This window comes from Metabacillus crassostreae, assembly GCF_016908395.1.
GTDB lineage: Bacteria > Bacillota > Bacilli > Bacillales > Bacillaceae > Metabacillus > Metabacillus crassostreae.
Map to the genome: position 1 here is coordinate 25,921 of NZ_JAFBDU010000013.1, position 26,204 is coordinate 52,124.

Consider the following 26,204-nt stretch of genomic DNA (forward strand, 5'->3'; position numbering starts at 1 on the left):
TAAGCGATATTACTTCGCAGTTTTACCCTCTTTACGACGAACTTTTTCGCCTTCATAGCGAATACCTTTACCTTTGTAAGGCTCTGGTGGACGAACGTCACGGATATTTGCAGCAATAGCACCTACGCGTTCTTTATCAGTACCTTTAACAAGTACTTTTGTTTGTGTTGGTACTTCAATTTCGATACCAGTTTCTGGTGTGATCTCAACAGGGTGAGAGTAACCAACGTTAAGAATTAATTTATCGCCAGATTTAGAAGCACGGTAACCGACACCGATTAGCTCTAATCCTCTTTCAAATCCTTTAGAAACGCCTTCTACCATGTTACCTAGTAAGCTACGAGTAGTACCGTGAAGAGCACGGTGTTCTTTCGCATCTGAAGGACGAGATACTGTTAAAATATTCTCTTCGATAGAGATTTTCATATCAGGGTTGAATGTACGAGTTAATTCCCCTTTAGCACCTTTAACCGTTACTGTGTTATCTTCAGCGATATCAATAGTAACACCAGCAGGGATTTCAAGTAGTTTTTTACCAATACGAGACATTCATTACACCTCCATTCATTTTGAACTTTTTACCAAACGTATGCTAATACTTCTCCACCAGCTTGTTTTGCACGAGCTTCTTTGTCAGTCAAAACACCTTGAGAAGTTGAAACGATCGCGATACCTAAACCGTTAAGTACACGTGGTACTTCATCAGATTTAGCATAAACACGTAAACCTGGTTTACTGATTCTTTTAAGACCAGTAATTACACGCTCATTGTTTGATCCGTATTTAAGGAAAATACGAATGATACCTTGTTTGTTATCTTCTACATATTCAACATCACGTACGAAACCTTCACGCTTAAGAATTTCAGCAATTTCTTTCTTGATTTTCGATGCAGGAAACTCAAGTTTCTCGTGACGTACCATATTCGCATTACGAATGCGAGTAAGCATATCTGCAATAGGATCTGTCATAACCATTACTAAATAACCTCCTTCCCGTTTTACGGTTTTACCAGCTAGCTTTTTTCACGCCTGGAATTTGACCTTTGTAAGCAAGTTCACGGAAACAAATACGGCAAAGTTTAAATTTGCGTAGTACAGAGTGTGGACGTCCGCAACGTTCGCAACGAGTGTACTCTTGTACTGGGTGTTTTTGCGTGCGCTTTTGCTTAGCAATCATTGATTTTTTAGCCACAATTTCGCCTCCCTTTACTTAGCGATTATTTTTGAAACGGCATTCCGAACTGAGTTAATAGTTCACGTGCTTCTTCATCAGTATTCGCAGTTGTAACAATAACGATATCCATACCACGAACTTTGTTTACTTTATCATAATCAATCTCAGGGAAGATTAATTGCTCTTTAACACCTAATGTGTAGTTACCGCGACCGTCAAATGATTTCTTTGATACTCCACGGAAATCACGTACACGTGGTAATGAAACAGCGATTAACTTATCTAAGAATTGGTACATACGCTCACCGCGTAATGTAACTTTTGCACCGATTGGCATACCTTCACGAAGACGGAAACCAGCGATAGATTTTTTTGCTTTAGTAACAACTGGTTTTTGTCCAGTGATTTGAGTTAACTCTTCAACAGCAACATCTAATGATTTAGAGTTTGAAACTGCATCACCAACACCCATGTTGATTACGATTTTTTCTAATTTAGGAGCTTGCATTACTGATTTGTAAGAAAACTTTTTCACTAATGCAGGCGTAATTTCATTTTGATACTTTTCTTTAAGGCGGTTCATACAAATACCTCCCTTCCTGATTTACTATTTATCTAAAGTTTCACCAGATTTTTTAGCTACACGTACCTTTTTACCGTCTACCACTTTAGAACCAACACGAGTCGGTTCACCTGATTTTGGATCAAGTGGCATAACATTTGATACATGGATAGGTGCCTCTTGGCTTAAGATTCCACCTTGTGGATTAGCTTGAGAAGGTTTAGAGTGTTTTTTTACTATATTAATACCTTCTACAAGTACACGATCTTTTTTAGGATAAGAAGCAAGTATTACACCTTGTTTTCCTTTATCCTTACCAGAGATAACCATTACTTTATCACCTTTTTTGACATGCATCCTGTCGCACCTCCTTAGTAACGCAATAATATTTATTATAGAACTTCCGGAGCTAAAGAAACGATTTTCATAAAATTGTTTTCACGTAATTCACGTGCAACAGGTCCGAAAATACGAGTACCACGTGGGCCTTTATCGTCACGAATAATCACACATGCATTTTCGTCGAATTTGATGTAAGAACCATCTGAACGACGTGCACCGCTCTTAGTACGAACGATTACAGCTTTAACAACTTCACCCTTTTTGACAACGCCACCTGGTGTTGCTTGTTTTACCGTACAAACGATAACATCACCAATATTAGCAGTTTTACGACCAGAACCACCTAATACTTTGATTGTAAGTACTTCACGAGCACCAGAGTTGTCAGCAACTTTTAAACGAGATTCTTGTTGGATCACTTATGTTACCTCCCTTCGGAATTAACTATCCGAACAAAATTAAATGATAATAGCTTCTTCAACGATTTCTACTAGACGGAAACGCTTAGTAGCTGATAATGGACGAGTTTCCATTACTCTTACGATATCACCAGTTTTTGCTTGGTTGTTTTCATCATGTGCTTTGAATTTTTTAGAGTATTTTACACGTTTGCCGTATAGTGAGTGTGTTTTATAAGTTTCTACAAGAACTGTAATTGTCTTATCCATTTTGTCAGAAACAACACGACCAGTATACACTTTACGTTGGTTACGATCACTCATTCGGTAAACCTCCTCTCTTATTAACGATTATTAGCAGCGAGTTCTCTTTCACGTATAACAGTTTTCATACGAGCGATAGATTTACGAACTTCACGAATGCGAGCAGTATTTTCTAATTGTCCTGTCGCTAGTTGAAAGCGAAGGTTAAATAATTCTTCTTTAAGAGACTTTACTTTTTGTTCAATTTCAGCAGTGGTAAGGTCACGAATTTCATTAGCTTTCATTAGATTCACCACCAATTTCTTCACGTTTTACAAATTTCGTTTTGATCGGTAATTTATGTGATGCTAAACGTAATGCTTCACGAGCAACTTCTTCAGAAACACCTGAAATTTCAAACAATACTTTACCTGGTTTAACTACTGCTACCCAACCTTCTGGAGCACCTTTACCAGATCCCATACGCACCTCAAGAGGTTTTGCTGTATAAGGCTTAGAAGGGAAGATTTTAATCCAAACTTTACCGCCACGTTTCATGTAACGTGTCATCGCAATACGAGCAGCCTCGATTTGACGGTTTGTAATCCATGAAGCTTCTAGAGCTTGAATACCAAATTCACCGAAATGAACCTCAGTACCGCCTTTAGCACGACCGCGCATTTTTCCACGGTGCTCTCTGCGATATTTTACGCGTTTTGGCAATAACATATTATTTTCCTCCTTCCTCAGTTTTCTTCTTAGTAGGAAGAACCTCTCCACGATAGATCCATACTTTAACGCCTAATTTACCGTAAGTTGTATCAGCTTCAGCTGTTCCATAATCAATGTCAGCACGAAGTGTGTGAAGTGGAACTGTTCCTTCGCTATAATGCTCTGCACGTGCGATATCTGCTCCGCCTAAACGGCCAGATACTTGAGTTTTAATACCTTGTGCACCAGAACGCATTGCGCGTTGAATAGTTTGTTTTTGAGCACGACGGAATGAGATACGATTCTCTAATTGACGTGCGATATTTTCAGCAACTAATTTAGCATCTAAATCAGCTTTTTTGATTTCTAAAATGTTGATGTGTACACGTTTACCAGTTAATTGGTTAAGTGCTTTACGAAGTGCTTCAACTTCAGTACCACCTTTACCGATTACCATACCTGGCTTAGCAGTGTGGATAGTAATGTTTACACGGTTTGCAGCACGTTCGATCTCAATTTTAGATACAGATGCATCACTAAGACGCTTAGATACGTATTCACGAATTTTGATATCTTCATGTAAAAGAGTTGAGTAGTCTTTACCAGCGAACCATTTTGACTCCCAATCACGAATAACCCCAATACGAAGACCGACTGGATTTACCTTTTGACCCACAGTTTATCCCTCCTTCTTTTCTGTTAAGATGATTGTGATGTGACTTGTGCGTTTGTTAATTGCACTTGCACGACCCATAGCACGTGGGCGGAAACGTTTAAGAGTTGGACCTTCATTAGCAAAAGCTTCAGTTACAACTAAGCTATTAATGTCCATTTCATAGTTATGCTCAGCGTTTGCCACTGCAGATTTTAAAACTTTCTCTATGATTGGAGAAGCAGCCTTTGGCGTATGTGTTAAAATCGCTACTGCTTCGCCTACTTGCTTACCTCGAATAAGATCTAAAACTAAACGAGCTTTACGAGGAGCAATGCGTACTGTTCTTGCGACAGCTTTAGATTGTTGCATGTAATATGCCTCCTCTCATTAACGTCTTGTTTTTTTATCGTCATTTGCATGACCTTTGTACGTACGTGTAGGTGCAAACTCACCAAGTTTGTGTCCTACCATGTCCTCAGTTACATATACAGGAACATGTTTACGACCATCATAAACTGCAATTGTATGACCAATGAATTGTGGGAAAATTGTAGAACGACGAGACCAAGTTTTAATTACTTGCTTCTTTTCAGTTTCATTCAATTTTTCAACTTTGCTTATTAAATGTTCATCCACGAATGGTCCTTTTTTTAAGCTACGGCCCATGATTGTACCTCCCTTCGCGATCGTGCTACGGTTCGAATGAACCGTAGTTCAACCACGTTATTTTTTACGACGACGCACGATAAACTTATCTGATTTGTTTTTCTTCTTACGAGTTTTAGCACCAAGAGTTGGTTTACCCCATGGAGACATTGGTGATTTACGTCCGATTGGAGAACGTCCTTCACCACCACCGTGTGGATGGTCATTAGGGTTCATTACAGATCCACGTACAGTTGGGCGTTTACCTAACCAACGAGAACGACCTGCTTTACCAATGTTGATTAATTCGTGTTGTTCGTTACCAACTTGACCTACAGTCGCGCGGCATGAAGAAAGAATCATACGAACTTCACCAGAGTTTAAACGTACAAGTACGTATTTGCCTTCTTTACCAAGAACTTGAGCAGATGTACCTGCAGAACGAACTAATTGTCCGCCTTTTCCTGGTTTTAATTCGATGTTGTGTACAACAGTACCAACAGGGATGTTAATTAGTGGAAGTGCATTTCCTACTTTAATGTCAGCCTCAGGACCAGACATAATCTCTAAACCTACTTTTAGGTTTTTAGGAGCAAGGATGTATCTTTTTTCACCATCAACATAATTGATAAGTGCAATGTTTGCAGAACGATTTGGATCGTACTCGATTGTAGCAACGCGTCCTGGTATACCATCTTTGTCGCGTTTAAAATCGATCACACGATATTGGCGTTTGTGTCCGCCCCCTTGGTGACGAACTGTGATTTTACCTTGGTTATTACGTCCACCTTTTCTATGAACCGGTGCAAGTAATGACTTTTCAGGCTGGTCTGTAGTAATTTCAGCAAAATCAGATACTGTCATCCCACGACGACCATTTGAGGTTGGTTTGTATTTTTTAATCGCCATATCGATATCCCTCCTTTTCTATTAGAATTTATACTTCAAATAATTCGATTTCTTTGCTATCCGCAGCAAGCTTAATGATTGCTTTGCGTCGACGGTTAGTTAAACCGCTGTAACGACCTACACGTTTAAATTTACCTTTATAGTTCATGATGTTAACTTTTTCAACTTTCACACCAAAGATCGATTCGATCGCATCTTTAACTTCAGTTTTATTAGCTCTAACATCTACTTCAAAAGTATATTTTTTCTCAGTCATAAGATCAGTTGAACGTTCAGTGATAACGGGGCGCTTAATAATATCACGAGGATCTTTCATTACGCAAGCACCTCCTCTACTTTTTGCACTGCAGCTTTCGTCATAATAAGCTTATCATGGTTAAGTACATCAAGAACATTTACACCTTCTGCAGTTACTACTGTTACTCCAGGGATGTTACGTGCTGATAATGCAACATTTTCGTTATTGTCAGCTGTTACGATTAATGCTTTCTTCTCTACAGAAAGTCCTTTTAATACTGAAGACATTTCTTTAGTTTTAGGTGCATTAAGCGCTAAGTCCTCTAATACAACGATACTGTTGTCAATTACTTTAGATGATAAAGCAGATTTAATCGCTAAGCGGCGAACTTTTTTAGGTAATTTATATGCATATGAACGTGGAGTTGGTCCGAATACGATACCACCACCGCGCCATTGTGGCGAACGGATTGATCCTTGACGAGCACGACCAGTTCCTTTTTGACGCCAAGGTTTGCGTCCTCCGCCTGCTACTTCAGAACGTCCTTTTACTTTATGAGTTCCTTGACGTAAGGAAGCTCTTTGCATGATAACCGCATCAAATAATACATGCTGATTAGGTTCGATACCAAATACAGAATCATTAAGTTCGATTTCTCCAACGTTTGATCCAGCTTGGTTTAATAATGCTACTTTAGGCATTACCCAATTCCTCCTTTCCTACTGAAATTATTTAGATTTTACTGCACTTTTCACAGTAATAAGAGCTTTTCTTGGTCCAGGTACATTACCTTTAATTAATAATAGATTGCGTTCTGCATCTACTTTAACGATTTCTAAGTTTTGAACAGTAATACGTTCTCCACCCATACGACCTGGTAAAAGTTTGTTTTTAAATACACGGTTTGGTGCTACAGGTCCCATTGAACCTGGACGACGATGGTAACGAGAACCATGAGACATAGGTCCGCGAGATTGGTTGTGGCGCTTGATAGAACCTTGGAAACCTTTCCCTTTAGATACTCCTGTTACATCGACTGTTTCACCAGCAGTGAATATATCAACTTTGACTTCTTGACCAACTTCGTATTGCTCTAAGCTAGCTTCACGAAGTTCTTTAACGAAGCGCTTAGGTGCAGTATTAGCTTTTGCTACGTGGCCTTTTTCTGGTTTGTTAGATAACTTCTCACGCTTGTCTTCAAATCCTAATTGAACTGCTGTGTATCCATCAGTATCAACAGATTTCTTTTGAAGAACAACGTTTGGAGTAGCTTCGATTACAGTTACCGGAATTAGATCACCATTCTCAGCAAATACTTGCGTCATACCAATTTTTCTTCCTAAGATTCCTTTGGTCATGAGTCACACCTCCTATTAAAATTAATTAATTTATTTTTTAGAATTATAATTTGATTTCAATGTCAACACCAGACGGTAAGTCTAAACGCATTAGCGCATCAACAGTTTGTGGTGTTGGGCTGATGATATCAATTAAACGTTTATGAGTACGCATCTCAAATTGTTCACGAGAATCTTTGTACTTATGAACCGCACGTAGGATTGTGTATACAGATCTTTCAGTCGGTAACGGAATTGGACCAGATACATTTGCACCAGAACGTTTTGCAGTTTCTACGATTTTCTCAGCTGATTGATCAAGAATTCTGTGATCATAAGCTTTTAAACGAATACGAATCTTTTGTTTTGCCATTATTTTCCCTCCTTTTCGCCTACTTTTAAAATAGACATTTTCTCCGCAAGAATTTTCCCTACACACGCCATGGCAAAGCGGCCGTGTGTATCGGCAACCTCCTGCTTCATCGCAGTCAAAGACCAACATTGTCTATTATACAAAAAACTGATGTTATATGCAAGAGCTAATTAATAAATTATTAATATTCTTGAGCACTTTTACTATTATACATACATTGTATAATAATATCAACAATAGACTATGTGGTTTATATTTCTAACTATAAAGTAAGTTTATTCAGATAATGAAGAGTTCAAAGGTCAATTTAATTTTCGCAAAAAAACTCTAAGAGAAAAACCATTAACTATTTAATATCATAGCTTTGAAGTTTCTTCTAAATTTAATTACCGGTACAGCTTTTTAAAAATTCTATGAAGTTATTTTATATAGAAGGAAGAATTTAATGATTGAAACTATTTATAGCTTTTAGCCTCATTATCCTTTTATACTTATCTCCTTTAAATGATGAAGCCATTATTAGTATTGTTCACACAAAAAAAAGCGAGCATCAATATGCTCGCTTTTATCTTCTATATAATAGAAGGTTTATTATTTTTGGATAGAAGCAACAACGCCAGCGCCTACTGTACGTCCACCTTCACGGATTGAGAATTTAGTACCTTCTTCAATCGCGATTGGAGCGATAAGTTCAACTGTCATTTCTACGTTATCTCCAGGCATAACCATTTCTACGCCTTCAGGAAGTTGGCAGATACCAGTTACATCAGTTGTACGGAAGTAGAACTGAGGACGGTAGTTAGTGAAGAATGGAGTGTGACGTCCACCCTCTTCTTTTGATAATACATAGATTTCTGCTTTGAAGTTCGTGTGTGGAGTGATAGTACCTGGTTTAGCAAGTACTTGACCACGTTGGATATCATCACGAGCAACTCCACGAAGAAGTGCACCAATGTTATCTCCAGCTTCAGCATAATCAAGAAGTTTACGGAACATTTCAACACCTGTTACAGTAGTTGATTTTGGCTCTTCAGTTAAACCGATGATGTCGATTGTGTCACCAACTTTAACTTGTCCACGCTCAACACGACCTGTAGCAACTGTTCCACGACCAGTGATTGAGAATACATCCTCAACTGGCATCATGAATGGTTTGTCTGTGTCACGTTCTGGAGTTGGGATATATTCGTCAACTGCGTTCATTAGTTCAACGATTCTTTCTTCCCAATCAGCTTCTCCTTCAAGTGCTTTAAGAGCAGAACCTTTGATAACAGGAACATCATCGCCAGGGAAATCGTACTCAGAAAGTAAGTCACGAACTTCCATTTCTACTAATTCTAATAATTCTTCGTCATCAACCATGTCACATTTGTTTAAGAATACAACAAGGTAAGGAACACCTACTTGACGAGATAAAAGGATGTGCTCACGAGTTTGTGGCATTGGGCCATCAGCAGCAGATACTACTAAGATACCGCCATCCATTTGTGCTGCACCAGTGATCATGTTTTTAACATAGTCAGCATGTCCTGGGCAATCTACGTGTGCATAGTGACGAGTGTCAGTTTCATACTCAACGTGCGCAGTTGAGATAGTGATTCCACGCTCACGCTCTTCTGGAGCTGCATCGATCATATCATAAGCCATAGCTGCACCTTTACCACTGCGTTTTGCAAGTACAGTTGTGATTGCTGCTGTTAAAGTTGTTTTACCATGGTCAACGTGTCCAATTGTACCAATATTAGCATGCGTCTTGGAACGGTCGAATTTTTCTTTACCCATTCTAAAATCCTCCTCAGAGTGTTAATTATAGTTTTAAGATATATGTAACAGAAAGTGAATGATTCACTCTCTGTTCTCACATAAGTAGTTATACATCATTAAAGGGGGTAAATTCAATTACTCGCCTTTATTTTTTTTGATAATTTCTTCAGAAATTGATTTTGGTACTTCTTCATAGTGATCAAAGTGCATTGTAAATACTCCACGACCTTGAGTGTTAGAACGTAATGAAGTAGCATATCCAAACATTTCAGAAAGTGGAACCATCGCACGAACAACTTGTGCGTTACCACGAGCTTCCATTCCTTCTACACGGCCACGACGAGATGTTACTCCCCCCATGATATCTCCCATGTATTCTTCTGGAATAACAACTTCAACTTTCATAACTGGCTCAAGAATTACCGGGCTACATTTTGATACTGCATTTTTAAGTGCTAATGAAGCAGCGATTTTAAATGCCATCTCACTTGAGTCAACATCATGGTATGATCCATCAACAAGTGCAGCTTTAACATCAACTAATGGATATCCAGCAAGAACACCATTGCCCATTGCATCTTCAAGACCAGCTTGAACTGCAGGCACGTATTCACGAGGAACTACTCCACCAACGATTTTGTTTTCGAATTCAAACCCTTTTCCTTCTTCGTTAGGTGCAAATTCAATCCAAACGTGTCCAAATTGTCCACGTCCACCAGATTGACGAGCAAACTTACCTTCAACTTTAGCTCCTTGACGGAATGTTTCACGGTAAGCAACCTGTGGAGCACCAACGTTAGCTTCTACTTTGAATTCACGTTTCATACGATCAACTAAGATATCTAAGTGAAGTTCACCCATACCTGCGATGATTGTTTGGCCCGTTTCAACATCAGTATGTGCACGGAATGTTGGATCTTCTTCTTGAAGCTTCACTAAAGCAGTTGTCATTTTATCTTGATCTGCTTTAGATTTTGGTTCAACAGAAAGTTGGATTACTGGCTCTGGGAATTGCATAGACTCTAAGATAACAAGGTTTTTGTCATCACATAGAGTGTCACCAGTAGTAGTATCTTTTAAACCTACAGCTGCAGCAATATCTCCTGAGTGAACTTCTGAAATTTCCTCACGGCTATTTGCATGCATTTGAAGGATACGTCCTACACGCTCACGCTTACCTTTAGTAGAGTTTTGGATGTAAGACCCAGAACTTAACGTACCAGAGTAAACACGGAAGAATGTAAGCTTCCCAACATAAGGATCTGTCATTACTTTGAAAGCTAATGCAGAGAATGGTGCAGTATCGCTAGATTCACGAGTTACTTCTTCTTCAGTCTCAGGAACAATACCTTTAATTGCAGGTACATCAAGAGGTGATGGAAGGTAGTCAAGTACTGCATCTAACATTTTTTGAACACCTTTGTTTTTGAATGCAGATCCACAGATTACTGGATAAAATTCTACGTTAAGTGTACCTTTACGAATTGCAGCTTTTAGCTCATCGTTAGAGATTTCTTCTCCACCAAGGTATCTTTCCATTAGATCTTCGTCTAGTTCTGATACTGCTTCAACTAACTTTTCACGGTATTCATTAGCTTGATCTACGTATTCTTCAGGTATCTCTTTATCAACGATATCAGTACCTAAATCATTACCGTAGAATGTTGCTTTCATTTCTACTAAATCGATGATTCCTTCAAATTGATCCTCAGCACCAATCGGTAATTGGATTGGGTGAGCATTAGCTTGAAGACGATCATGGATAGTTCCTACAGAATATAAGAAATCTGCACCGATTTTGTCCATTTTATTAACGAACACAACACGTGGAACTCCATAAGTTGTAGCTTGACGCCAAACTGTTTCAGTTTGAGGCTCAACACCTGATTGAGCATCAAGTACTGCTACAGCACCATCAAGTACACGTAAAGAACGTTCAACTTCAACAGTGAAGTCTACGTGTCCTGGTGTATCGATGATGTTTACGCGGTGACCTTTCCACTGCGCAGTTGTCGCAGCAGAAGTGATCGTGATTCCACGCTCTTGTTCTTGCTCCATCCAGTCCATCTGTGATGCACCTTCATGAGTTTCGCCGATTTTATGAATTCGACCAGTGTAATAAAGTACACGCTCAGTTGTAGTTGTTTTACCAGCATCGATGTGAGCCATGATACCAATATTACGAGTATTTTCTAAGGAGAACTCTCTTGCCATTGGGTAATTTCTCCTTCCAAATTGGAATTTTTTTGTGTTTTAGTTTAAGTTTAATTCTACCAACGATAGTGAGCAAATGCTTTATTTGCTTCAGCCATTTTGTGAGTATCTTCACGTTTCTTAACTGCTGCACCAGTATTGTTAGCAGCATCAAGAATTTCGTTAGCTAAACGCTCTTCCATCGTCTTTTCTCCACGAAGACGAGCGTAGTTTACTAACCAACGAAGACCTAAAGTAGTACGACGATCTGGACGTACTTCTACAGGTACTTGGTAGTTAGCACCACCAACACGACGTGCTTTAACTTCAAGAACTGGCATGATGTTTTTAAGTGCTTGTTCAAACACTTCCATTGCATCCTTACCTGAACGTTCTTTAATTAAATCGAAAGCATTGTAAAGTACAGATTGTGCTTTACCTCTTTTTCCGTCGATCATAATTCTGTTTACTAAACGTGTAACAAGCTTTGAATTGTAAAGTGGATCTGGTAATACATCTCTTTTCGTAACAGGACCTTTACGTGGCATGTTATGTCCTCCCTTCATTTAAGTTTAATCTATTTGATTATTATTTTTTAACTTTAGGACGTTTTGTACCGTATTTAGAACGACCTTGCATACGGCCATCAACACCAGCAGTATCTAACGCTCCACGAACGATGTGGTAACGTACCCCCGGTAAATCTTTTACACGACCTCCACGAATAAGAACAACACTGTGCTCTTGTAAGTTGTGTCCGATACCAGGAATATATGCTGTTACCTCAATTCCGTTTGTTAAACGTACACGAGCATATTTACGAAGCGCTGAGTTAGGTTTCTTCGGCGTCATCGTACCTACACGAGTACATACACCACGTTTTTGAGGTGATGATAAGTTCGTTTGCTCTTTTTTGAAGCTATTGTAACCTTTGTTTAATGCAGGTGATTTTGATTTCTCAACTTTGCTTACGCGACCTTTACGCACTAATTGATTAATAGTAGGCATTTTGGTTTTCCTCCCTTCACTTTTTAATACCACACATCCAGGTGGTTCATATTTAGGCAAAAACAAAGTCTCTGCAATGTATTATATATAAATTGCAAAAACAGTTTTTACTGTATTATAGCTACAGCTGCAGCTCCAACTTCAATTCCACAAGCTTTACCAAGCTTTTTCATAGAAGTAACCTTTGTTAAAGGAACTTGCTGTTGTTCTGCTGTTTGAATAATCTTTTGGACAATTCGATAATCAGCATCTTCAGCAATGATGATCTCTCTAACTTCATTGTTTAATAGAGCCTTCACTGATTGCTTAGTACCAACAATTATTTTGTTTGCCTGTGATACTTTTTCATAAGACATAATTCTATATCCTCCAAAGCAACAGGTGTAAGATTGAGCACCTTGAATATAGTAACATTGGAAGAGATGGATGTCAACCTAACTCCATGAAATTATTTGAGCATCCATCTCAATCCAATATTTCTATAAAGATAACTATCAATTATAAATTATTTAAAACTTAATCGACTGATACAACCTCTTCAGTTTGTTGAACTTTAGAGATAGGTTCAGCTTGACGATATCTTGGCATACCAGTACCAGCTGGAACAAGTTTACCAATGATTACATTTTCTTTAAGTCCTAATAATTCGTCACGTTTACCTTTAATTGCTGCATCTGTTAGAACACGAGTTGTTTCTTGGAAAGATGCTGCAGATAGGAATGAATCAGTTTCTAGCGATGCTTTTGTAATACCAAGTAACACAGGTCTACCTGTTGCTGGACGTTTACCATCTAACAATACTTGTTTATTAGCATCAGTAAATTGATGTACATCTAGTAATGTACCTGGTAAAACATCTGTGTCACCAGCATCCATTACTCTTACTTTACGAAGCATTTGACGTACCATAACCTCTACGTGCTTATCTCCAATTTCTACCCCTTGCATACGGTATACTTTTTGTACTTCACGTAATAGATATTGTTGTACTGCTTGTAAATCTTTTACTTTCAGCAACTCTTTAGGATCTATTGAACCTTCTGTTAAGACTTGACCACTCTCAACTTTATCACCTTGAGTAACTTTAAGTCTTGCATTATATGGTGCTGTGTATGAACGGGATTCTACTTCACCTTGAATAACAATTTCTTGCTGTTTATCACGTACTTCGTTTATTTCTGAAACTACCCCAATGATTTCTGAAATAATCGCTTGACCTTTAGGGTTTCTAGCTTCGAATAGCTCTTGAATACGTGGTAAACCTTGAGTGATATCGTCTCCTGCAACCCCACCGGTATGGAATGTACGCATCGTTAACTGTGTTCCAGGCTCACCGATCGATTGAGCGGCAATAATTCCTACTGCTTCACCAACCTCAACCTCTGTTCCTGTAGCAAGGTTACGACCGTAACATCTTTTACATACACCATGTCTAGTATTACAAGTAAATGCAGAACGGATCCATACTTTATCAATTCCTGCTTCAATGATTTCAACAGCAATATCCTCTGTAATTAATTCGTTCTCATTAACAATGATTTCATCTGTTTCAGGGTGTTTAACAACCTTACGACAGTAACGCCCTATTAGACGCTCATCTAACTTTTCAATGATCTCAGTGCCTTCTCTGATCGATTCTGCAAGAATACCACGATCTGTACCACAATCATCATCACGAATGATAACATCTTGAGCAACATCAACAAGTCGACGTGTTAAGTAACCTGAGTCTGCTGTTTTAAGTGCAGTATCGGCAAGACCTTTACGCGCACCGTGAGTTGAGATGAAGTACTCTAATACTGTTAATCCTTCACGGAAACTAGATTTGATTGGTAATTCAATGATTCGTCCAGCCGGATTGGCCATTAGTCCACGCATACCAGCAAGCTGTGTAAAGTTAGATGCATTACCACGAGCTCCTGAATCACTCATCATAAAGATTGGGTTGCGTTTATCAAGTGACGCCATTAACTTACCTTGGATTGTATCTTTAGCTGCACTCCAAATGGAGATAACACGTTCATAGCGTTCATCTTCAGTAATTAAACCTCTTCTGAACTGCTTTAATACATTATCAACTTTTGTTTGTGCTTCACTAATAATTTCTTTCTTCTCTGGTAAAACGATGATATCAGATACACCAACAGTTATACCTGCTTTAGTTGAATATCTAAATCCTAGATTTTTCATACGATCTAGCATTTTTGAAGTTTCAGTGATATGGAACTTCTTGAAAATCTCAGCAATTACATTTCCAAGGATGCCCTTTTTGAAAGGAGCAATTTCCTCTTGAGCTTCGATAAACTCTTTTACATTAGCTGTTGTTTCAAGGAAATACTTCTCTGGAGTCTTTTCTTCAATGTTTTGCTTTGTCGGCTCATTCATATATGGGAATGACTCCGGTAAAATTTCATTAAAGATCAGCTTTCCAACAGTCGTAACAAGTAACATTTTGTTCTGTTTTTCAGTAAAGCTTTGCTTATTTAATGAACCAGCGTTTACAGCTACACGTGTATGTAAGTGTACATATCCGTTTTGGTATGCAAGTAGTGCTTCACTTGTATCATTGAAGATCATTCCTTCACCAATTGTTCCAGAACGTTCTAATGTTAAGTAGTAGTTACCTAAAACCATATCCTGCGAAGGAGTAACAACTGGTTTACCATCTTTAGGATTAAGAATGTTTTGAGCAGCAAGCATTAATATACGAGCTTCTGCTTGAGCTTCTGCTGAAAGTGGTACGTGAACTGCCATTTGGTCACCATCGAAATCTGCATTGTATGCAGTACATACTAGAGGATGAAGTCGAATTGCACGACCTTCCACTAAAGTAGGTTCGAAAGCTTGAATTCCTAATCTATGAAGAGTAGGTGCACGGTTAAGTAATACTGGATGCTCTTTAATAACCGATTCTAATACATCCCAAACTTCAGGCTGTACTCGCTCAATCTTACGTTTCGCACTCTTAATATTATGAGCAAGACCTTTTTCAACTAGTTCCTTCATGACGAATGGTTTGAACAACTCAAGTGCCATTTCTTTCGGTAATCCACATTGGTACATTTTTAAGTTTGGACCAACAACAATTACAGAACGACCAGAGTAGTCAACACGTTTACCAAGAAGGTTCTGACGGAAACGTCCTTGTTTACCCTTTAACATGTGTGAAAGAGATTTTAACGGACGGTTACCTGGACCAGTTACTGGACGACCACGACGACCATTATCTATTAAAGCATCAACTGCTTCTTGAAGCATACGCTTTTCATTTTGAACGATAATGCTTGGTGCACCTAGATCTAATAAACGTTTCAAACGATTATTACGATTAATAACACGTCTATATAAGTCATTTAAATCAGAAGTAGCAAAACGCCCACCATCAAGTTGTACCATCGGACGTAGCTCAGGTGGGATAACAGGTAGTACGTCTAAAATCATCCAAGAAGGTTCATTTCCAGAGTTACGGAATGCTTCAAGAACTTCTAAACGCTTAATTGCACGCGTTCTACGTTGTCCCTGTGCAGTCTTCAGCTCTTCTTTTAAGCCTTCTACTTCTTTATCAGCATCGATATCAGCAAGAAGCTTTTTAATTGCTTCTGCACCCATTGATGCTTGGAATGTATTACCATACTTTTCGCGATAAGCACGGTATTCTTTTTCAGATAATAGTTGTTTCTTTTCAAGTGGCGTATCACCAGTTTCAGTAGTGACATAGGAAGCAAAATAAATAACTTCTTCCAATGCACGAGGAGACATATCTAATACTAACCCCATACGACTTGGAATACCTTTAAAGTACCAAATATGTGATACAGGAGCAGCTAATTCAATATGACCCATTCTTTCACGGCGAACTTTTGCACGTGTAACTTCAACTCCACAACGATCACAAACTACACCTTTATAACGTACTCTTTTATATTTTCCACAATGACATTCCCAGTCTTTTGTTGGACCAAAGATACGCTCACAGAATAAACCATCTTTTTCTGGTTTTAATGTACGGTAATTAATTGTTTCTGGTTTCTTAACCTCTCCAAATGACCAAGAACGGATCTTGTCAGGTGAAGCTAAGCCGATGCTCATATATTCAAAATTATTAACATCTAACAAGGGGCCTACCTCCCTTTTCGTCTTCAGGTTATACCCTATTTTAAAAAGTAAGAAAAAGTTCAAGCATTAGCGCCCTGTCTCAATATACTGAAGTACATCAAGACAAAAGCGCTTTTGCTTAAATCTTTATTCTTTTACTACTGGATCTTTATCTAAATCAGCTGATTGTGGTTCTGGTTCAACCGTTTCGTTAACTGATAAACCTTCTGCTTGTTGAGAGTCTTCTTCATCATCAAGGTCTCTCATTTCAATTTCCTGCTCATCACTTGAAAGCATTTTAACATCCATACCTAAACTTTGAAGCTCTTTAATTAATACTTTAAATGATTCTGGAACACCTGGTTCAGGAACATTCTCACCTTTAACAATTGCTTCATAAGTTTTCACACGACCTACAACATCATCAGATTTAACAGTTAAGATTTCTTGAAGAGTATACGCAGCACCATATGCTTCAAGTGCCCATACCTCCATCTCACCAAATCTTTGACCACCAAATTGTGCTTTACCACCAAGTGGTTGCTGTGTAACTAATGAGTATGGTCCTGTAGAACGAGCATGTAATTTATCATCAACCATATGAGCAAGTTTGATCATGTACATGATTCCAACTGATACACGGTTATCAAATGGTTCTCCACTGCGTCCATCATATAATACTGTTTTAGCATCGCGAGCCATGCCTGCTTCTTCTAGCGTTGACCAAACATCTTCCTCACGCGCTCCATCAAATACTGGTGAAGCAACATGAATTCCTAGAATACGAGCAGCCATACCTAAGTGAAGCTCCAACACCTGACCGATATTCATACGTGAAGGTACTCCAAGTGGATTTAACATGATATCAACAGGTGTACCATCTGGTAAATAAGGCATATCTTCTTCTGGAAGTATTCTTGAAATTACACCTTTGTTACCATGTCGTCCAGCCATTTTATCTCCTTCAGAAATCTTACGCTTCTGAACGATATAAACACGAACTAACTGGTTAACACCTGGTGGTAATTCATCTCCATCCTCACGGTTAAATACTTTAACATCAAGGATGATTCCTCCTCCACCATGTGGTACACGTAATGAAGTATCTCGAACTTCACGGGCTTTTTCACCGAATATTGCATGTAATAGACGCTCTTCAGCAGTTAATTCTGTAACACCTTTAGGAGTTACTTTACCAACTAATAAATCGCCATCTTTTACTTCAGCACCAACGCGAATGATTCCACGCTCATCTAAATTTCTTAAAGCGTCTTCCCCAACGTTAGGGATGTCGCGAGTAATTTCTTCAGGTCCTAACTTTGTATCACGTGATTCAGACTCATATTCTTCGATGTGGATAGAAGTATACACATCATCTTTAACAAGTCTTTCACTCATGATAATAGCATCCTCATAGTTATAACCATCCCAAGTCATGAAGGCTACCATTACGTTTCTACCTAATGCTAGTTCCCCTTGTTCCATTGATGGTCCGTCTGCAAGGATTTCACCTTTTACAACTTCATCACCTTCACTAACGATCGGGCGTTGGTTGTAGCAAGTTCCTTGGTTAGAACGAATGAATTTTAACATGCTATATTTATCTAAATTACCTTTAACTTTTTGTCCATTTACTTCTTCATAGCGGCGAACATAAACATTCTTAGCTTCAACACGCTCTACAATACCAGGATGTTTACAGATCACAGCAGCACCAGAATCTTTACCTGATACATATTCCATACCAGTCCCTACTAAAGGAGCTTCTGGATTCATTAATGGAACTGCTTGACGTTGCATATTTGCACCCATTAATGCACGGTTAGAGTCATCATTTTCTAAGAAAGGAATACATGCTGTTGCAGCTGAAACAACCTGTTTTGGAGATACATCCATATAATCGATGCGATCTCTATTAATAACAGTATTTTCTCCACGGAAACGCGCAACGATATCTGTATCGATAAACGATCCATCATCTGCAAGTCGTGCGTTTGCTTGTGCTACAACATAGTTATCTTCCTCATCAGCTGTTAAATAATCAATTCGCGCTGTTACTTTACCTGTTTCAGGATCGACTCTACGATAAGGAGTTTCAATAAAACCAAATCGATTAACTTTCGCATATGAAGATAAAGAGTTAATTAATCCAATGTTTGGTCCCTCAGGAGTTTCAATTGGACACATACGACCATAGTGAGAGTAATGAACATCACGTACTTCAAATCCAGCACGTTCACGTGTTAATCCACCAGGCCCTAATGCTGATAAACGACGTTTATGAGTTAACTCAGCAAGTGGATTCGTTTGATCCATGAACTGAGATAACTGTGAACTACCAAAGAACTCTTTGATAGATGCAATAACAGGACGAATATTGATTAGTTGTTGTGGAGTAATTGTATTCGTATCCTGAATTGACATTCTTTCACGAACAACACGTTCCATTCTTGATAAACCAATTCTAAATTGATTTTGTAGCAATTCCCCAACAGAACGCAGTCTACGATTACCTAGGTGATCAATATCATCTGTATCGCCCACACCATGTAATAAGTTAAAGAAATAACTAATAGAAGATAAAATATCAGCTACTGTAATATTCTTAACACTTTCTTCTACATAAGCGTTACCTAATACATTGATAACTTTTTCACCTTCAGGATCATTAGGTGCAAAAATCTTGATAGATTGAATTGTTACTTCATCATCTGTAACTCCACCAGAAGGGTGTTCTTTTGTGAAGCCCACTCCACTTTCAAGGTTCGGAATAATACGGTCCAATGTTCTTCTATCAATCATTGTCCCTTTTTCCGCAATGATTTCACCTGTTTCTGGATCAACTAGAGTTTCAGCTAATCTTTGGTTAAATAGGCGATTTTTAATGTGAAGCTTTTTATTAATCTTGTAACGTCCAACATTTGCTAAATCATAGCGCTTTGGATCAAAGAATCTAGAGTCTAATAAACTCTTTGCATTGTCTACTGTAGGAGGCTCACCAGGGCGAAGTCTCTCATAGATTTCAAGCAATGCCTTCTCAGTAGTTTCGGTGTTGTCTTTGTCAAGAGTATTGCGTAAGTACTCATTTTCACCTAATAAATCGATGATTTCTTGATCAGAGCCAAACCCAAGAGCACGTAATAACACCGTTACAGGTAATTTACGTGTACGATCTATACGTACATAAACAACATCTTTTGCATCTGTTTCGTACTCTAACCAAGCTCCACGGTTTGGAATCACAGTTGCAGTAAAGCCTCTTCTACCATTTTTGTCGACTTTACCACTGTAATATACACTTGGTGAACGGACTAATTGCGAAACGATAACTCGCTCAGCTCCGTTAATAACAAATGTACCTGTCTCTGTCATGAGAGGGAAATCTCCCATAAAGACATCCTGATCCTTTACTTCACCAGTTTCCTTGTTAATTAAACGCACCTTCACACGTAATGGTGCAGAATAGGTAACATCGCGTTCTTTTGATTCCTCTACAGGGTACTTAGGATCTCCTAAGCTATAATCAATAAACTCTAGCGAGAGGTTACCAGTGAAATCCTCAATAGGAGAAATATCTTGGAACATTTCTCTCAAGCCCTCATCAAGAAACCATTGGTAGGAAGAGGTTTGAATTTCGATAAGATTTGGTAATTCTAACACTTCACTAATGCGTGCATAACTTCTGCGTTGGCGGTGTCGTCCATACTGAACTAGTTGACCTGTCAACTCATTCACCCCTCAAATCAAGCGTAATAGATCTTGCGTTGTACTGTTATGTATACCTTTAATTTTTAGACAGACGAATAAGAGAACTCACATATGATCATTCTCTTGAAAATCAATATCTAATATACTACCAATAAAATCCGAAATAAAAACAAAGGAAAATCAAGTACTAACGCAAGGAAAAAACAAAAAATAAAAAGGGTTTCTAGTAAGAAAACCACAATTTGAAACGTACTATTGATTTTATAATTATCTCCATCTAATCTAAATTTATACATCTTTTTTTCAAAAATTAGATAGTTATGGAAATTATATATTGGCATTTTATAATGTTAACACATCAAAAAATATGAGTCAACTTTTTTTCGCTTTAATGATATAATAGCCTTTTTTCTTCACAACAACTTCCACTTCTGAAAATAGTCCCTCTAATAATTCAATTGTCGATGGAGCTCCTTGTTTCTTTTGTATCACAATCCAAAGTTCACCACGTTCAACCAGATGCGTAAAACTCTCCTTGAAAATACTGTGAACAACCACTTTCCCTGCTCGTATAGGCGGGTTCGTTAAGATAGCGGCATATTTTCTTCCTTCTTTAATCTTTTCAAATAGATTACTCTGAAATATTTCAACATTCTTAATAGAATTTAAGGTCGCATTATCTTTTGCCAATTCAATTGCCCTCTCATTGATATCAATCATATCAACATGTCTATCATAATGCTTTGCTACAGATAAACCAATCGGACCATAACCACAACCAACATCAAGAATATCTCCATCTACTTCAGACAAAGAAAACGAATCTATTAAAAGACGAGAACCAAAGTCTACTTCATTTTTTGAAAATACTCCACGATCACTTTGAAAGGTAAAGTTGTGACCCTTCAACATAAATGACCATTTCTTACGATCACTTTCTACGGTAGGCTTTTCAGAATAATAATGATTACTCATTTTGTTCCTCCTCTTTCAGAAGATTAGGGTTCACAATTACTGACCATTTTATACATACATTTTGAATTTAATTGTCCTGATGTCGTTCTTCACCATAATTTTCGGTAGTAGAATACCAACAAAAAACTAATAATCAACTTCACTCTCTACCATAATCTATTATCGGCTAATGAGAGATTATGTACGTTTTTCATTTCCCCTATCAGTCTCCCCTAATTTGACAGTAAATAAATTCATACTAAAAAGAACTTCAGTGGTATCAGGGTTTATATCGTTATATTATAACAATCCTAAATAATAAAAAGCTCGCCATAAACCGGCGAGCTTTCATAAGTTGGTTATATTACTTAACTTCTACAGAAGCTCCAACTTCTTCAAGTTTAGCTTTTAATTCTTCAGCTTCTTCTTTAGTAACGCCTTCTTTGATTGCTTTAGGAGCGTTATCTACAACTTCTTTAGCTTCTTTTAATCCAAGACCAGTAGCTTCACGTACTACTTTGATAACCTTGATTTTTTGTCCGCCAGCACTTGCAAGTACTACGTCAAATTCAGTTTGCTCAGCAGCAGCTTCGCCACCACCAGCAGCAACAGCTACAGGAGCTGCAGCAGTAACACCAAACTCTTCTTCGATTGCTTTAACTAAGTCGTTTAATTCTAAAACAGTCATACTTTTAACTGCTTCAATGATTTGTTCTTGAGTCATTATAATTTCCTCCTTGTTTTTCCTATTATTAGTTTTATTACATACTAAAAGTTAGTTCAAATAGATTATGCGCCTTGTTCTTCTTTTTGATCTGCAACAGCTTTTGTAGCAAGTGCAAGATTACGGATTGGAGCTTGAAGAACGCTAAGCAACATAGAAAGTAAACCTTCGCGTGATGGAAGTTCAGCAAGAGCTTTAACTTCTTCAACTGAAGCAACATTTCCTTCGATTACACCAGCTTTGATTTCAAGAGCTTCATGCTTTTTAGCGAAGTCATTTAAAATTTTAGCTGGAGCTACAACATCATCACCACCAAATGCAATTGCGTTTGGACCAGTTAATGCGTCGTTAAGACCTGAAAGTTCAGCAAGTTCTACCGCACGACGAGTCATCGTGTTTTTGTAAACTTTAAATTCAATTCCTGCGTCACGTAATTGTTTACGTAATTCAGTAACCTCACCTACAGTTAATCCACGGTAATCTACAACGATAGTAGATTTGCTTTCACGGAACTTAGTAGAAATCTCTTCTACGATCTGTTTTTTCTTTTCGATAATTGCGCTCATTGTTACACCTCCTGTAGATTCATGTAACACTAGTACCGTTCGGTGATGGCCGTAAAAAAACCTCCACTAGACATGGAGGTTTGTATATACAACAACAAGCAAAATGCTTTATTCGTAAATACACCTCGGTAGGAAATTAAGCTCGATAGCACCTACGGTCTACGGTATAGCGATATTTGTTTTAAACAACATTGATTATTATATATTAAACTTCATAGAGAAGTCAATAGTTATTATTTTACAGAAAAGCTTGATGTGTCAACTTTTACGCCAGGTCCCATTGTTGAAGTAGCGTTAACACTCTTCATGTAAGTACCTTTTGCTGCAGCTGGCTTAGCTTTAAGTAAAGTTTCATATACAGTTGTGAAGTTCTCTACTAATTTGCTATCATCGAAAGAAACTTTCCCGATAGGAACATGGATAATTCCAGCTTTGTCTAAACGATATTCAACTTTACCAGCTTTAATTTCGTTAACAGCTTTCGTTACGTCAAATGTTACTGTTCCTGTTTTAGGGTTTGGCATTAAACCTTTTGGTCCTAATACACGACCTAATTTACCAACTTCACCCATCATATCAGGCGTTGCTACGATTACATCAAATTCAAACCAACCTTGTTGGATTTTGTTGATATAGTCAGCATCTCCAACATAATCAGCACCTGCAGCTTCAGCTTCTTTCGCTTTTTCACCTTTAGCAAATACTAATACACGTTGAGTTTTACCAGTACCATTCGGAAGAACAACTGCTCCACGAATTTGTTGGTCAGCTTTCTTAGGATCTACTCCTAAACGAAATGCTACTTCTACAGTTGCATCGAATTTAGCAACGCTAGTCTTTTTAACTAGTTCTACTGCATCATTAACTGGATAGAACGTAGAACGATCTACAAGTTTCGCAGCTTCTTGAAACTTCTTACCTTTTTTAGCCATTTTAAATTTCCTCCTTAGTGGTTTTAGCGGAATAACCTCCCACGAATAAAGGTTGCGAACTTGTTTTTAAGCAAACTCGCAACCCCAAAAAACATTCCCAACTAATCAACGATTAGTCTTCGATAACGATACCCATACTACGTGCAGTACCTTCAACCATACGCATTGCTGATTCAACGCTAGCAGCGTTTAAATCAGGCATTTTTGTTTCAGCGATTTCACGTACCTTGTCACGTTTAACAGTCGCTACTTTATTACGATTTGGTTCACCAGAACCAGACTCAATTCCAGCCGCTTTTTTAAGAAGAACAGCAGCAGGAGGAGTTTTAGTAATAAATGTAAATGAACGGTCCTCAAATACCGTGATTTCAACCGGAATGATTAAACCAGCTTGTTCAGCTGTACGAGCGTTAAACTCTTTACAGAATCCCATGATATTAACACCAGCTTGACCTAATGCAGGACCAACTGGTGGTGCTGGATTAGCTTTCGCTGCAGGAATTTGCAATTTTACAATTTTAATTACTTTTTTAGCCACGAGACACACCTCCTTAAGTCCGTGATGTGGTAAATGGGTTAATAACCCTCCCACTCATCTAATCCACTTGTTTTACAAATGGATAAAATTCGGGCAACTCACAATGAGCATACCTACCCTTATGCATTCAGAAACACTTGAATTTCTGATCAGCGTTACATCTTATTTCTATCTCAGGTTCTTGAGACATACTGACCTATGAAATATTACCACTTTTCTTAATTGATTTCAAGTTTTTTCACATTATAATTTAGTAACTTGTGAAAAATCTAATTCAACAGGTGTTTCACGACCAAACATATTAACAAGAACTCTTAACTTATTTTTGTCAGAATCTATTTCTTCAATAGATCCAGTAAAGTTAGCAAATGGCCCTTCTGTAACCTTAACTGTTTCTTTTAGTTCATAATCAATCTCAACTCTATGTTCATCCATACCCATTCTTTTTAAGATAAACATAATCTCTTCATCTAGTAGAGGTGTTGGTTTTGAACCATGTCCAGCAGAGCCGACAAATCCAGTAACTCCAGGAGTATTACGAACTACATACCAAGAGTCATCAGTCATGACAATCTCTACAAGTACATATCCAGGAAACACCTTTTTCTTAACAACTTTCTTCTTGCCGTCCTTATAATCTGTTTCTTCTTCTTCAGGTACAACAACACGGAATATTTTATCCTCCATGCCCATTGATTCTACACGTTTTTCAAGATTTGCTTTAACCTTGTTTTCATAACCTGAATATGTGTGTACTACATACCAATTCTTTTCCATAGTGTCAGGACAACTTGTCCTTCCCTCCCCACGATAGGTTTATGTAACTCTATATTAATGTGCATAAATACTAACTCTTTTTTTATACAATGAAAAAACCCGTTTAACGGGTTTCAAAGACAAAGAATTTATATTTTCTATTATAGCACGATTTTCCATCTATTATTCAAAAAATAAACGAATTAAAGAGGAAATCCCTAAGTCAGTTATCGCAAAGAACACTGCCACAAATGTTACTGTTGATACAACTGTAACTGTATACTTCGTAAGTTCTTTACCTTTAGGCCAACTAACCTTCTTCATTTCACGAGAAACATCTCGGAAAAAATTAATTAAACGCTGCATGTATGCCTACCTCCAGGAATAATAGGGAAATTCTTATAAAATAAAATAAATAGAATTATTTCGTTTCACGGTGGTTTAAATGCGAGTTACAAACTTTACAAAATTTCTTTACTTCTAACCGATCGTTTGTGCTTGATACATTTTTCATTGTTGTATAATTTCTACTTCCACAAGTTGTACAAGCCAATGTTACTTTCTTTCGCATAACCTCACCTGCCGTTACATTATTCCTTAAAACTGTATCATAGTGAGGTTTCTTCGTCAATAAACGATAAAATTCAAGTTTTTAGCCTTTTATAATCATAAACTAATTTCTCTAATCTCTAAATATCGTTCTAGTTTTCTCTTAACACGCTGCAAGGCATTGTCTATTGATTTCACATGCCTATTTAACTCTTCAGATATTTCGTGATAAGATCTGCCATCTAAGTATAAAACCAACACTTTTTGTTCTAGGTCACTTAGCAATTCTCCCATCTTCACTTCAATATCATCAAACTCCTCTTGATTGATAATGAGTTCCTCAGGATCCAATGCTTTTGTACCAGAAATCACATCTAATAATGTTCGATCTGACTCTTCATCATAAATTGGCTTGTCCAATGAAACATAGGAATTTAGAGGAATGTGCTTTTGTCGAGTAGCAGTTTTAATAGCGGTAATGATTTGCCTTGTAATGCACAACTCAGCAAATGCTTTAAAAGAAGTGAGCTTGTCCTCTTTAAAATCACGTATAGCTTTGTATAATCCAATCATTCCTTCTTGGATAATATCTTCTCGATCTGCCCCAATTAAAAAGTATGACCGTGCTTTCGCTCTAACAAAATTACGATATTTGTTGATAAGGTAGTCCAACGCTTCACTTTCTCCATGATGAACGAGTTCAACTACTTGTTCATCCTCCATTAATACTAATTCTTCTCTGTTGACCTTGTCTTTGTTGAATGATGAATTCAAGTCGATCCCCCCGACCACACGCAAGATAACAATATTATACAGTAATGGTTTTGA

At 37.8% G+C, this 26,204-nt stretch carries 33 protein-coding genes and 1 other annotated feature; all 33 genes read right to left on the reverse strand.

Annotated elements, in window-relative coordinates; all coding sequences use genetic code 11:
* Positions 1 to 9 precede the first annotated feature (9 nt).
* Complete coding sequence (gene rplF / locus JOC75_RS22120; protein WP_204956138.1) at positions 10 to 549, reverse strand: 50S ribosomal protein L6; 540 nt, start codon at positions 547 to 549, stop codon at positions 10 to 12.
* Positions 550 to 578: 29 nt separating this feature from the next.
* Positions 579 to 977, reverse strand: a complete 399-nt coding sequence (gene rpsH / locus JOC75_RS22125; RefSeq protein ID WP_146950521.1) for a 30S ribosomal protein S8 — start codon at positions 975 to 977, stop codon at positions 579 to 581.
* Positions 978 to 1,008: 31 nt separating this feature from the next.
* Complete coding sequence (locus JOC75_RS22130; RefSeq protein WP_204956139.1) at positions 1,009 to 1,194, reverse strand: type Z 30S ribosomal protein S14; 186 nt, start codon at positions 1,192 to 1,194, stop codon at positions 1,009 to 1,011.
* 25 nt (positions 1,195 to 1,219) lie between these two features.
* A complete protein-coding gene (gene rplE, locus JOC75_RS22135; RefSeq protein WP_204956140.1) occupies positions 1,220 to 1,759 on the reverse strand; it encodes a 50S ribosomal protein L5 in 540 nt (179 codons plus the stop codon).
* A 24-nt stretch (positions 1,760 to 1,783) separates the two neighbouring features.
* On the reverse strand, positions 1,784 to 2,095 hold the full coding sequence (rplX, locus tag JOC75_RS22140; RefSeq protein WP_146950519.1) for a 50S ribosomal protein L24: 312 nt from the start codon (positions 2,093 to 2,095) through the stop codon (positions 1,784 to 1,786).
* A 35-nt stretch (positions 2,096 to 2,130) separates the two neighbouring features.
* Positions 2,131 to 2,499: a 50S ribosomal protein L14 gene (rplN, locus tag JOC75_RS22145; RefSeq protein ID WP_146950518.1), complete on the reverse strand. Its 369-nt coding sequence runs from the start codon at positions 2,497 to 2,499 to the stop codon at positions 2,131 to 2,133.
* Positions 2,500 to 2,538: 39 nt separating this feature from the next.
* Positions 2,539 to 2,802, reverse strand: a complete 264-nt coding sequence (gene rpsQ, locus JOC75_RS22150; RefSeq protein WP_146950517.1) for a 30S ribosomal protein S17 — start codon at positions 2,800 to 2,802, stop codon at positions 2,539 to 2,541.
* A gap of 20 nt (positions 2,803 to 2,822) precedes the next feature.
* The gene (rpmC, locus tag JOC75_RS22155) at positions 2,823 to 3,026 is read right to left on the reverse strand and encodes a 50S ribosomal protein L29 (protein WP_098798317.1); all 204 of its coding nucleotides are present in this window, start codon (positions 3,024 to 3,026) and stop codon (positions 2,823 to 2,825) included.
* Entirely contained in the window at positions 3,016 to 3,450 is a 435-nt protein-coding gene (gene rplP, locus JOC75_RS22160) for a 50S ribosomal protein L16 (RefSeq protein WP_003225801.1), read from the reverse strand. The genes rpmC and rplP overlap by 11 nt, the downstream gene beginning before the upstream one ends.
* A 1-nt stretch (position 3,451) precedes the next feature.
* Positions 3,452 to 4,108, reverse strand: coding sequence for a 30S ribosomal protein S3 (gene rpsC / locus JOC75_RS22165; RefSeq protein WP_146950516.1), 657 nt, complete (start codon positions 4,106 to 4,108; stop codon positions 3,452 to 3,454).
* 3 nt (positions 4,109 to 4,111) lie between these two features.
* Entirely contained in the window at positions 4,112 to 4,456 is a 345-nt protein-coding gene (gene rplV / locus JOC75_RS22170; protein WP_146950515.1) for a 50S ribosomal protein L22, read from the reverse strand.
* An 18-nt stretch (positions 4,457 to 4,474) separates the two neighbouring features.
* Positions 4,475 to 4,753, reverse strand: coding sequence for a 30S ribosomal protein S19 (gene rpsS, locus JOC75_RS22175; protein ID WP_146950514.1), 279 nt, complete (start codon positions 4,751 to 4,753; stop codon positions 4,475 to 4,477).
* A 57-nt stretch (positions 4,754 to 4,810) separates the two neighbouring features.
* A complete protein-coding gene (rplB, locus tag JOC75_RS22180; RefSeq protein ID WP_146950513.1) occupies positions 4,811 to 5,641 on the reverse strand; it encodes a 50S ribosomal protein L2 in 831 nt (276 codons plus the stop codon).
* A 28-nt stretch (positions 5,642 to 5,669) separates the two neighbouring features.
* Complete coding sequence (rplW, locus tag JOC75_RS22185) at positions 5,670 to 5,957, reverse strand: 50S ribosomal protein L23 (RefSeq protein WP_146950512.1); 288 nt, start codon at positions 5,955 to 5,957, stop codon at positions 5,670 to 5,672.
* Positions 5,957 to 6,580, reverse strand: a complete 624-nt coding sequence (gene rplD, locus JOC75_RS22190) for a 50S ribosomal protein L4 (protein ID WP_204956141.1) — start codon at positions 6,578 to 6,580, stop codon at positions 5,957 to 5,959. The genes rplW and rplD overlap by 1 nt, the downstream gene beginning before the upstream one ends.
* Positions 6,581 to 6,607: 27 nt before the next feature.
* Positions 6,608 to 7,237 (reverse strand): 50S ribosomal protein L3, encoded by a 630-nt coding sequence (rplC, locus tag JOC75_RS22195; protein WP_146950510.1) that lies wholly within the window; start codon positions 7,235 to 7,237, stop codon positions 6,608 to 6,610.
* A 43-nt stretch (positions 7,238 to 7,280) separates the two neighbouring features.
* Positions 7,281 to 7,589 (reverse strand): 30S ribosomal protein S10, encoded by a 309-nt coding sequence (gene rpsJ, locus JOC75_RS22200; protein ID WP_026561219.1) that lies wholly within the window; start codon positions 7,587 to 7,589, stop codon positions 7,281 to 7,283.
* A gap of 591 nt (positions 7,590 to 8,180) precedes the next feature.
* Entirely contained in the window at positions 8,181 to 9,371 is a 1,191-nt protein-coding gene (gene tuf, locus JOC75_RS22205; RefSeq protein WP_204956142.1) for an elongation factor Tu, read from the reverse strand.
* A 117-nt stretch (positions 9,372 to 9,488) separates the two neighbouring features.
* The gene (gene fusA, locus JOC75_RS22210) at positions 9,489 to 11,567 is read right to left on the reverse strand and encodes an elongation factor G (protein WP_204956143.1); all 2,079 of its coding nucleotides are present in this window, start codon (positions 11,565 to 11,567) and stop codon (positions 9,489 to 9,491) included.
* A gap of 56 nt (positions 11,568 to 11,623) precedes the next feature.
* Complete coding sequence (rpsG, locus tag JOC75_RS22215; protein ID WP_111618110.1) at positions 11,624 to 12,094, reverse strand: 30S ribosomal protein S7; 471 nt, start codon at positions 12,092 to 12,094, stop codon at positions 11,624 to 11,626.
* Positions 12,095 to 12,134: 40 nt separating this feature from the next.
* Entirely contained in the window at positions 12,135 to 12,554 is a 420-nt protein-coding gene (gene rpsL / locus JOC75_RS22220) for a 30S ribosomal protein S12 (protein WP_146950507.1), read from the reverse strand.
* Between the two features lie 107 nt (positions 12,555 to 12,661).
* Positions 12,662 to 12,910 carry a 50S ribosomal protein L7ae-like protein gene (locus tag JOC75_RS22225; RefSeq protein WP_204956144.1) on the reverse strand — a complete coding sequence of 83 codons (249 nt, stop codon included), beginning with the start codon at positions 12,908 to 12,910 and terminating at the stop codon, positions 12,662 to 12,664.
* A 160-nt stretch (positions 12,911 to 13,070) separates the two neighbouring features.
* Positions 13,071 to 16,670: a DNA-directed RNA polymerase subunit beta' gene (gene rpoC / locus JOC75_RS22230; protein WP_204956145.1), complete on the reverse strand. Its 3,600-nt coding sequence runs from the start codon at positions 16,668 to 16,670 to the stop codon at positions 13,071 to 13,073.
* A gap of 126 nt (positions 16,671 to 16,796) precedes the next feature.
* Complete coding sequence (gene rpoB / locus JOC75_RS22235; RefSeq protein ID WP_204956146.1) at positions 16,797 to 20,375, reverse strand: DNA-directed RNA polymerase subunit beta; 3,579 nt, start codon at positions 20,373 to 20,375, stop codon at positions 16,797 to 16,799.
* Positions 20,376 to 20,729: 354 nt separating this feature from the next.
* Entirely contained in the window at positions 20,730 to 21,332 is a 603-nt protein-coding gene (locus tag JOC75_RS22240; protein WP_204956147.1) for a class I SAM-dependent methyltransferase, read from the reverse strand.
* Positions 21,333 to 21,675: 343 nt separating this feature from the next.
* Positions 21,676 to 22,035: a 50S ribosomal protein L7/L12 gene (gene rplL / locus JOC75_RS22245; RefSeq protein WP_204956148.1), complete on the reverse strand. Its 360-nt coding sequence runs from the start codon at positions 22,033 to 22,035 to the stop codon at positions 21,676 to 21,678.
* A gap of 65 nt (positions 22,036 to 22,100) precedes the next feature.
* A complete protein-coding gene (gene rplJ / locus JOC75_RS22250; protein ID WP_204956149.1) occupies positions 22,101 to 22,601 on the reverse strand; it encodes a 50S ribosomal protein L10 in 501 nt (166 codons plus the stop codon).
* 45 nt (positions 22,602 to 22,646) lie between these two features.
* Positions 22,647 to 22,784: a sequence feature (ribosomal protein L10 leader region), on the reverse strand.
* 50 nt (positions 22,785 to 22,834) lie between these two features.
* Entirely contained in the window at positions 22,835 to 23,533 is a 699-nt protein-coding gene (rplA, locus tag JOC75_RS22255; protein WP_204956150.1) for a 50S ribosomal protein L1, read from the reverse strand.
* A gap of 112 nt (positions 23,534 to 23,645) precedes the next feature.
* On the reverse strand, positions 23,646 to 24,071 hold the full coding sequence (gene rplK, locus JOC75_RS22260) for a 50S ribosomal protein L11 (protein ID WP_141549707.1): 426 nt from the start codon (positions 24,069 to 24,071) through the stop codon (positions 23,646 to 23,648).
* A 243-nt stretch (positions 24,072 to 24,314) separates the two neighbouring features.
* Positions 24,315 to 24,848 carry a transcription termination/antitermination protein NusG gene (gene nusG / locus JOC75_RS22265; protein WP_146950499.1) on the reverse strand — a complete coding sequence of 178 codons (534 nt, stop codon included), beginning with the start codon at positions 24,846 to 24,848 and terminating at the stop codon, positions 24,315 to 24,317.
* A gap of 162 nt (positions 24,849 to 25,010) precedes the next feature.
* Entirely contained in the window at positions 25,011 to 25,193 is a 183-nt protein-coding gene (secE, locus tag JOC75_RS22270) for a preprotein translocase subunit SecE (protein WP_146950498.1), read from the reverse strand.
* 55 nt (positions 25,194 to 25,248) lie between these two features.
* Positions 25,249 to 25,398 carry a 50S ribosomal protein L33 gene (gene rpmG / locus JOC75_RS22275; protein WP_146950549.1) on the reverse strand — a complete coding sequence of 50 codons (150 nt, stop codon included), beginning with the start codon at positions 25,396 to 25,398 and terminating at the stop codon, positions 25,249 to 25,251.
* A 95-nt stretch (positions 25,399 to 25,493) separates the two neighbouring features.
* Positions 25,494 to 26,150 (reverse strand): RNA polymerase sporulation sigma factor SigH, encoded by a 657-nt coding sequence (sigH, locus tag JOC75_RS22280; protein ID WP_204956151.1) that lies wholly within the window; start codon positions 26,148 to 26,150, stop codon positions 25,494 to 25,496.
* Positions 26,151 to 26,204 lie beyond the last annotated feature (54 nt).

Coding starts and splice junctions, on each gene's coding strand:
- rplF (WP_204956138.1), bottom strand. CDS start 549: ATGTCTCGTATTGGTAAAAAACTACTTGAAATCCCTGCTGGTGTTACT.
- rpsH (WP_146950521.1), bottom strand. CDS start 977: ATGGTTATGACAGATCCTATTGCAGATATGCTTACTCGCATTCGTAAT.
- rplE (WP_204956140.1), bottom strand. CDS start 1,759: ATGAACCGCCTTAAAGAAAAGTATCAAAATGAAATTACGCCTGCATTA.
- rplX (WP_146950519.1), bottom strand. CDS start 2,095: ATGCATGTCAAAAAAGGTGATAAAGTAATGGTTATCTCTGGTAAGGAT.
- rpsQ (WP_146950517.1), bottom strand. CDS start 2,802: ATGAGTGATCGTAACCAACGTAAAGTGTATACTGGTCGTGTTGTTTCT.
- rpmC (WP_098798317.1), bottom strand. CDS start 3,026: ATGAAAGCTAATGAAATTCGTGACCTTACCACTGCTGAAATTGAACAA.
- rplP (WP_003225801.1), bottom strand. CDS start 3,450: ATGTTATTGCCAAAACGCGTAAAATATCGCAGAGAGCACCGTGGAAAA.
- rplV (WP_146950515.1), bottom strand. CDS start 4,456: ATGCAACAATCTAAAGCTGTCGCAAGAACAGTACGCATTGCTCCTCGT.
- rpsS (WP_146950514.1), bottom strand. CDS start 4,753: ATGGGCCGTAGCTTAAAAAAAGGACCATTCGTGGATGAACATTTAATA.
- rplB (WP_146950513.1), bottom strand. CDS start 5,641: ATGGCGATTAAAAAATACAAACCAACCTCAAATGGTCGTCGTGGGATG.
- rplW (WP_146950512.1), bottom strand. CDS start 5,957: ATGAAAGATCCTCGTGATATTATTAAGCGCCCCGTTATCACTGAACGT.
- rplD (WP_204956141.1), bottom strand. CDS start 6,580: ATGCCTAAAGTAGCATTATTAAACCAAGCTGGATCAAACGTTGGAGAA.
- rplC (WP_146950510.1), bottom strand. CDS start 7,237: ATGACCAAAGGAATCTTAGGAAGAAAAATTGGTATGACGCAAGTATTT.
- rpsJ (WP_026561219.1), bottom strand. CDS start 7,589: ATGGCAAAACAAAAGATTCGTATTCGTTTAAAAGCTTATGATCACAGA.
- tuf (WP_204956142.1), bottom strand. CDS start 9,371: ATGGGTAAAGAAAAATTCGACCGTTCCAAGACGCATGCTAATATTGGT.
- fusA (WP_204956143.1), bottom strand. CDS start 11,567: ATGGCAAGAGAGTTCTCCTTAGAAAATACTCGTAATATTGGTATCATG.
- rpsG (WP_111618110.1), bottom strand. CDS start 12,094: ATGCCACGTAAAGGTCCTGTTACGAAAAGAGATGTATTACCAGATCCA.
- rpsL (WP_146950507.1), bottom strand. CDS start 12,554: ATGCCTACTATTAATCAATTAGTGCGTAAAGGTCGCGTAAGCAAAGTT.
- JOC75_RS22225 (WP_204956144.1), bottom strand. CDS start 12,910: ATGTCTTATGAAAAAGTATCACAGGCAAACAAAATAATTGTTGGTACT.
- JOC75_RS22240 (WP_204956147.1), bottom strand. CDS start 21,332: ATGAGTAATCATTATTATTCTGAAAAGCCTACCGTAGAAAGTGATCGT.
- rplL (WP_204956148.1), bottom strand. CDS start 22,035: ATGACTCAAGAACAAATCATTGAAGCAGTTAAAAGTATGACTGTTTTA.
- rplJ (WP_204956149.1), bottom strand. CDS start 22,601: ATGAGCGCAATTATCGAAAAGAAAAAACAGATCGTAGAAGAGATTTCT.
- rplA (WP_204956150.1), bottom strand. CDS start 23,533: ATGGCTAAAAAAGGTAAGAAGTTTCAAGAAGCTGCGAAACTTGTAGAT.
- nusG (WP_146950499.1), bottom strand. CDS start 24,848: ATGGAAAAGAATTGGTATGTAGTACACACATATTCAGGTTATGAAAAC.
- secE (WP_146950498.1), bottom strand. CDS start 25,193: ATGCAGCGTTTAATTAATTTTTTCCGAGATGTTTCTCGTGAAATGAAG.
- rpmG (WP_146950549.1), bottom strand. CDS start 25,398: ATGCGAAAGAAAGTAACATTGGCTTGTACAACTTGTGGAAGTAGAAAT.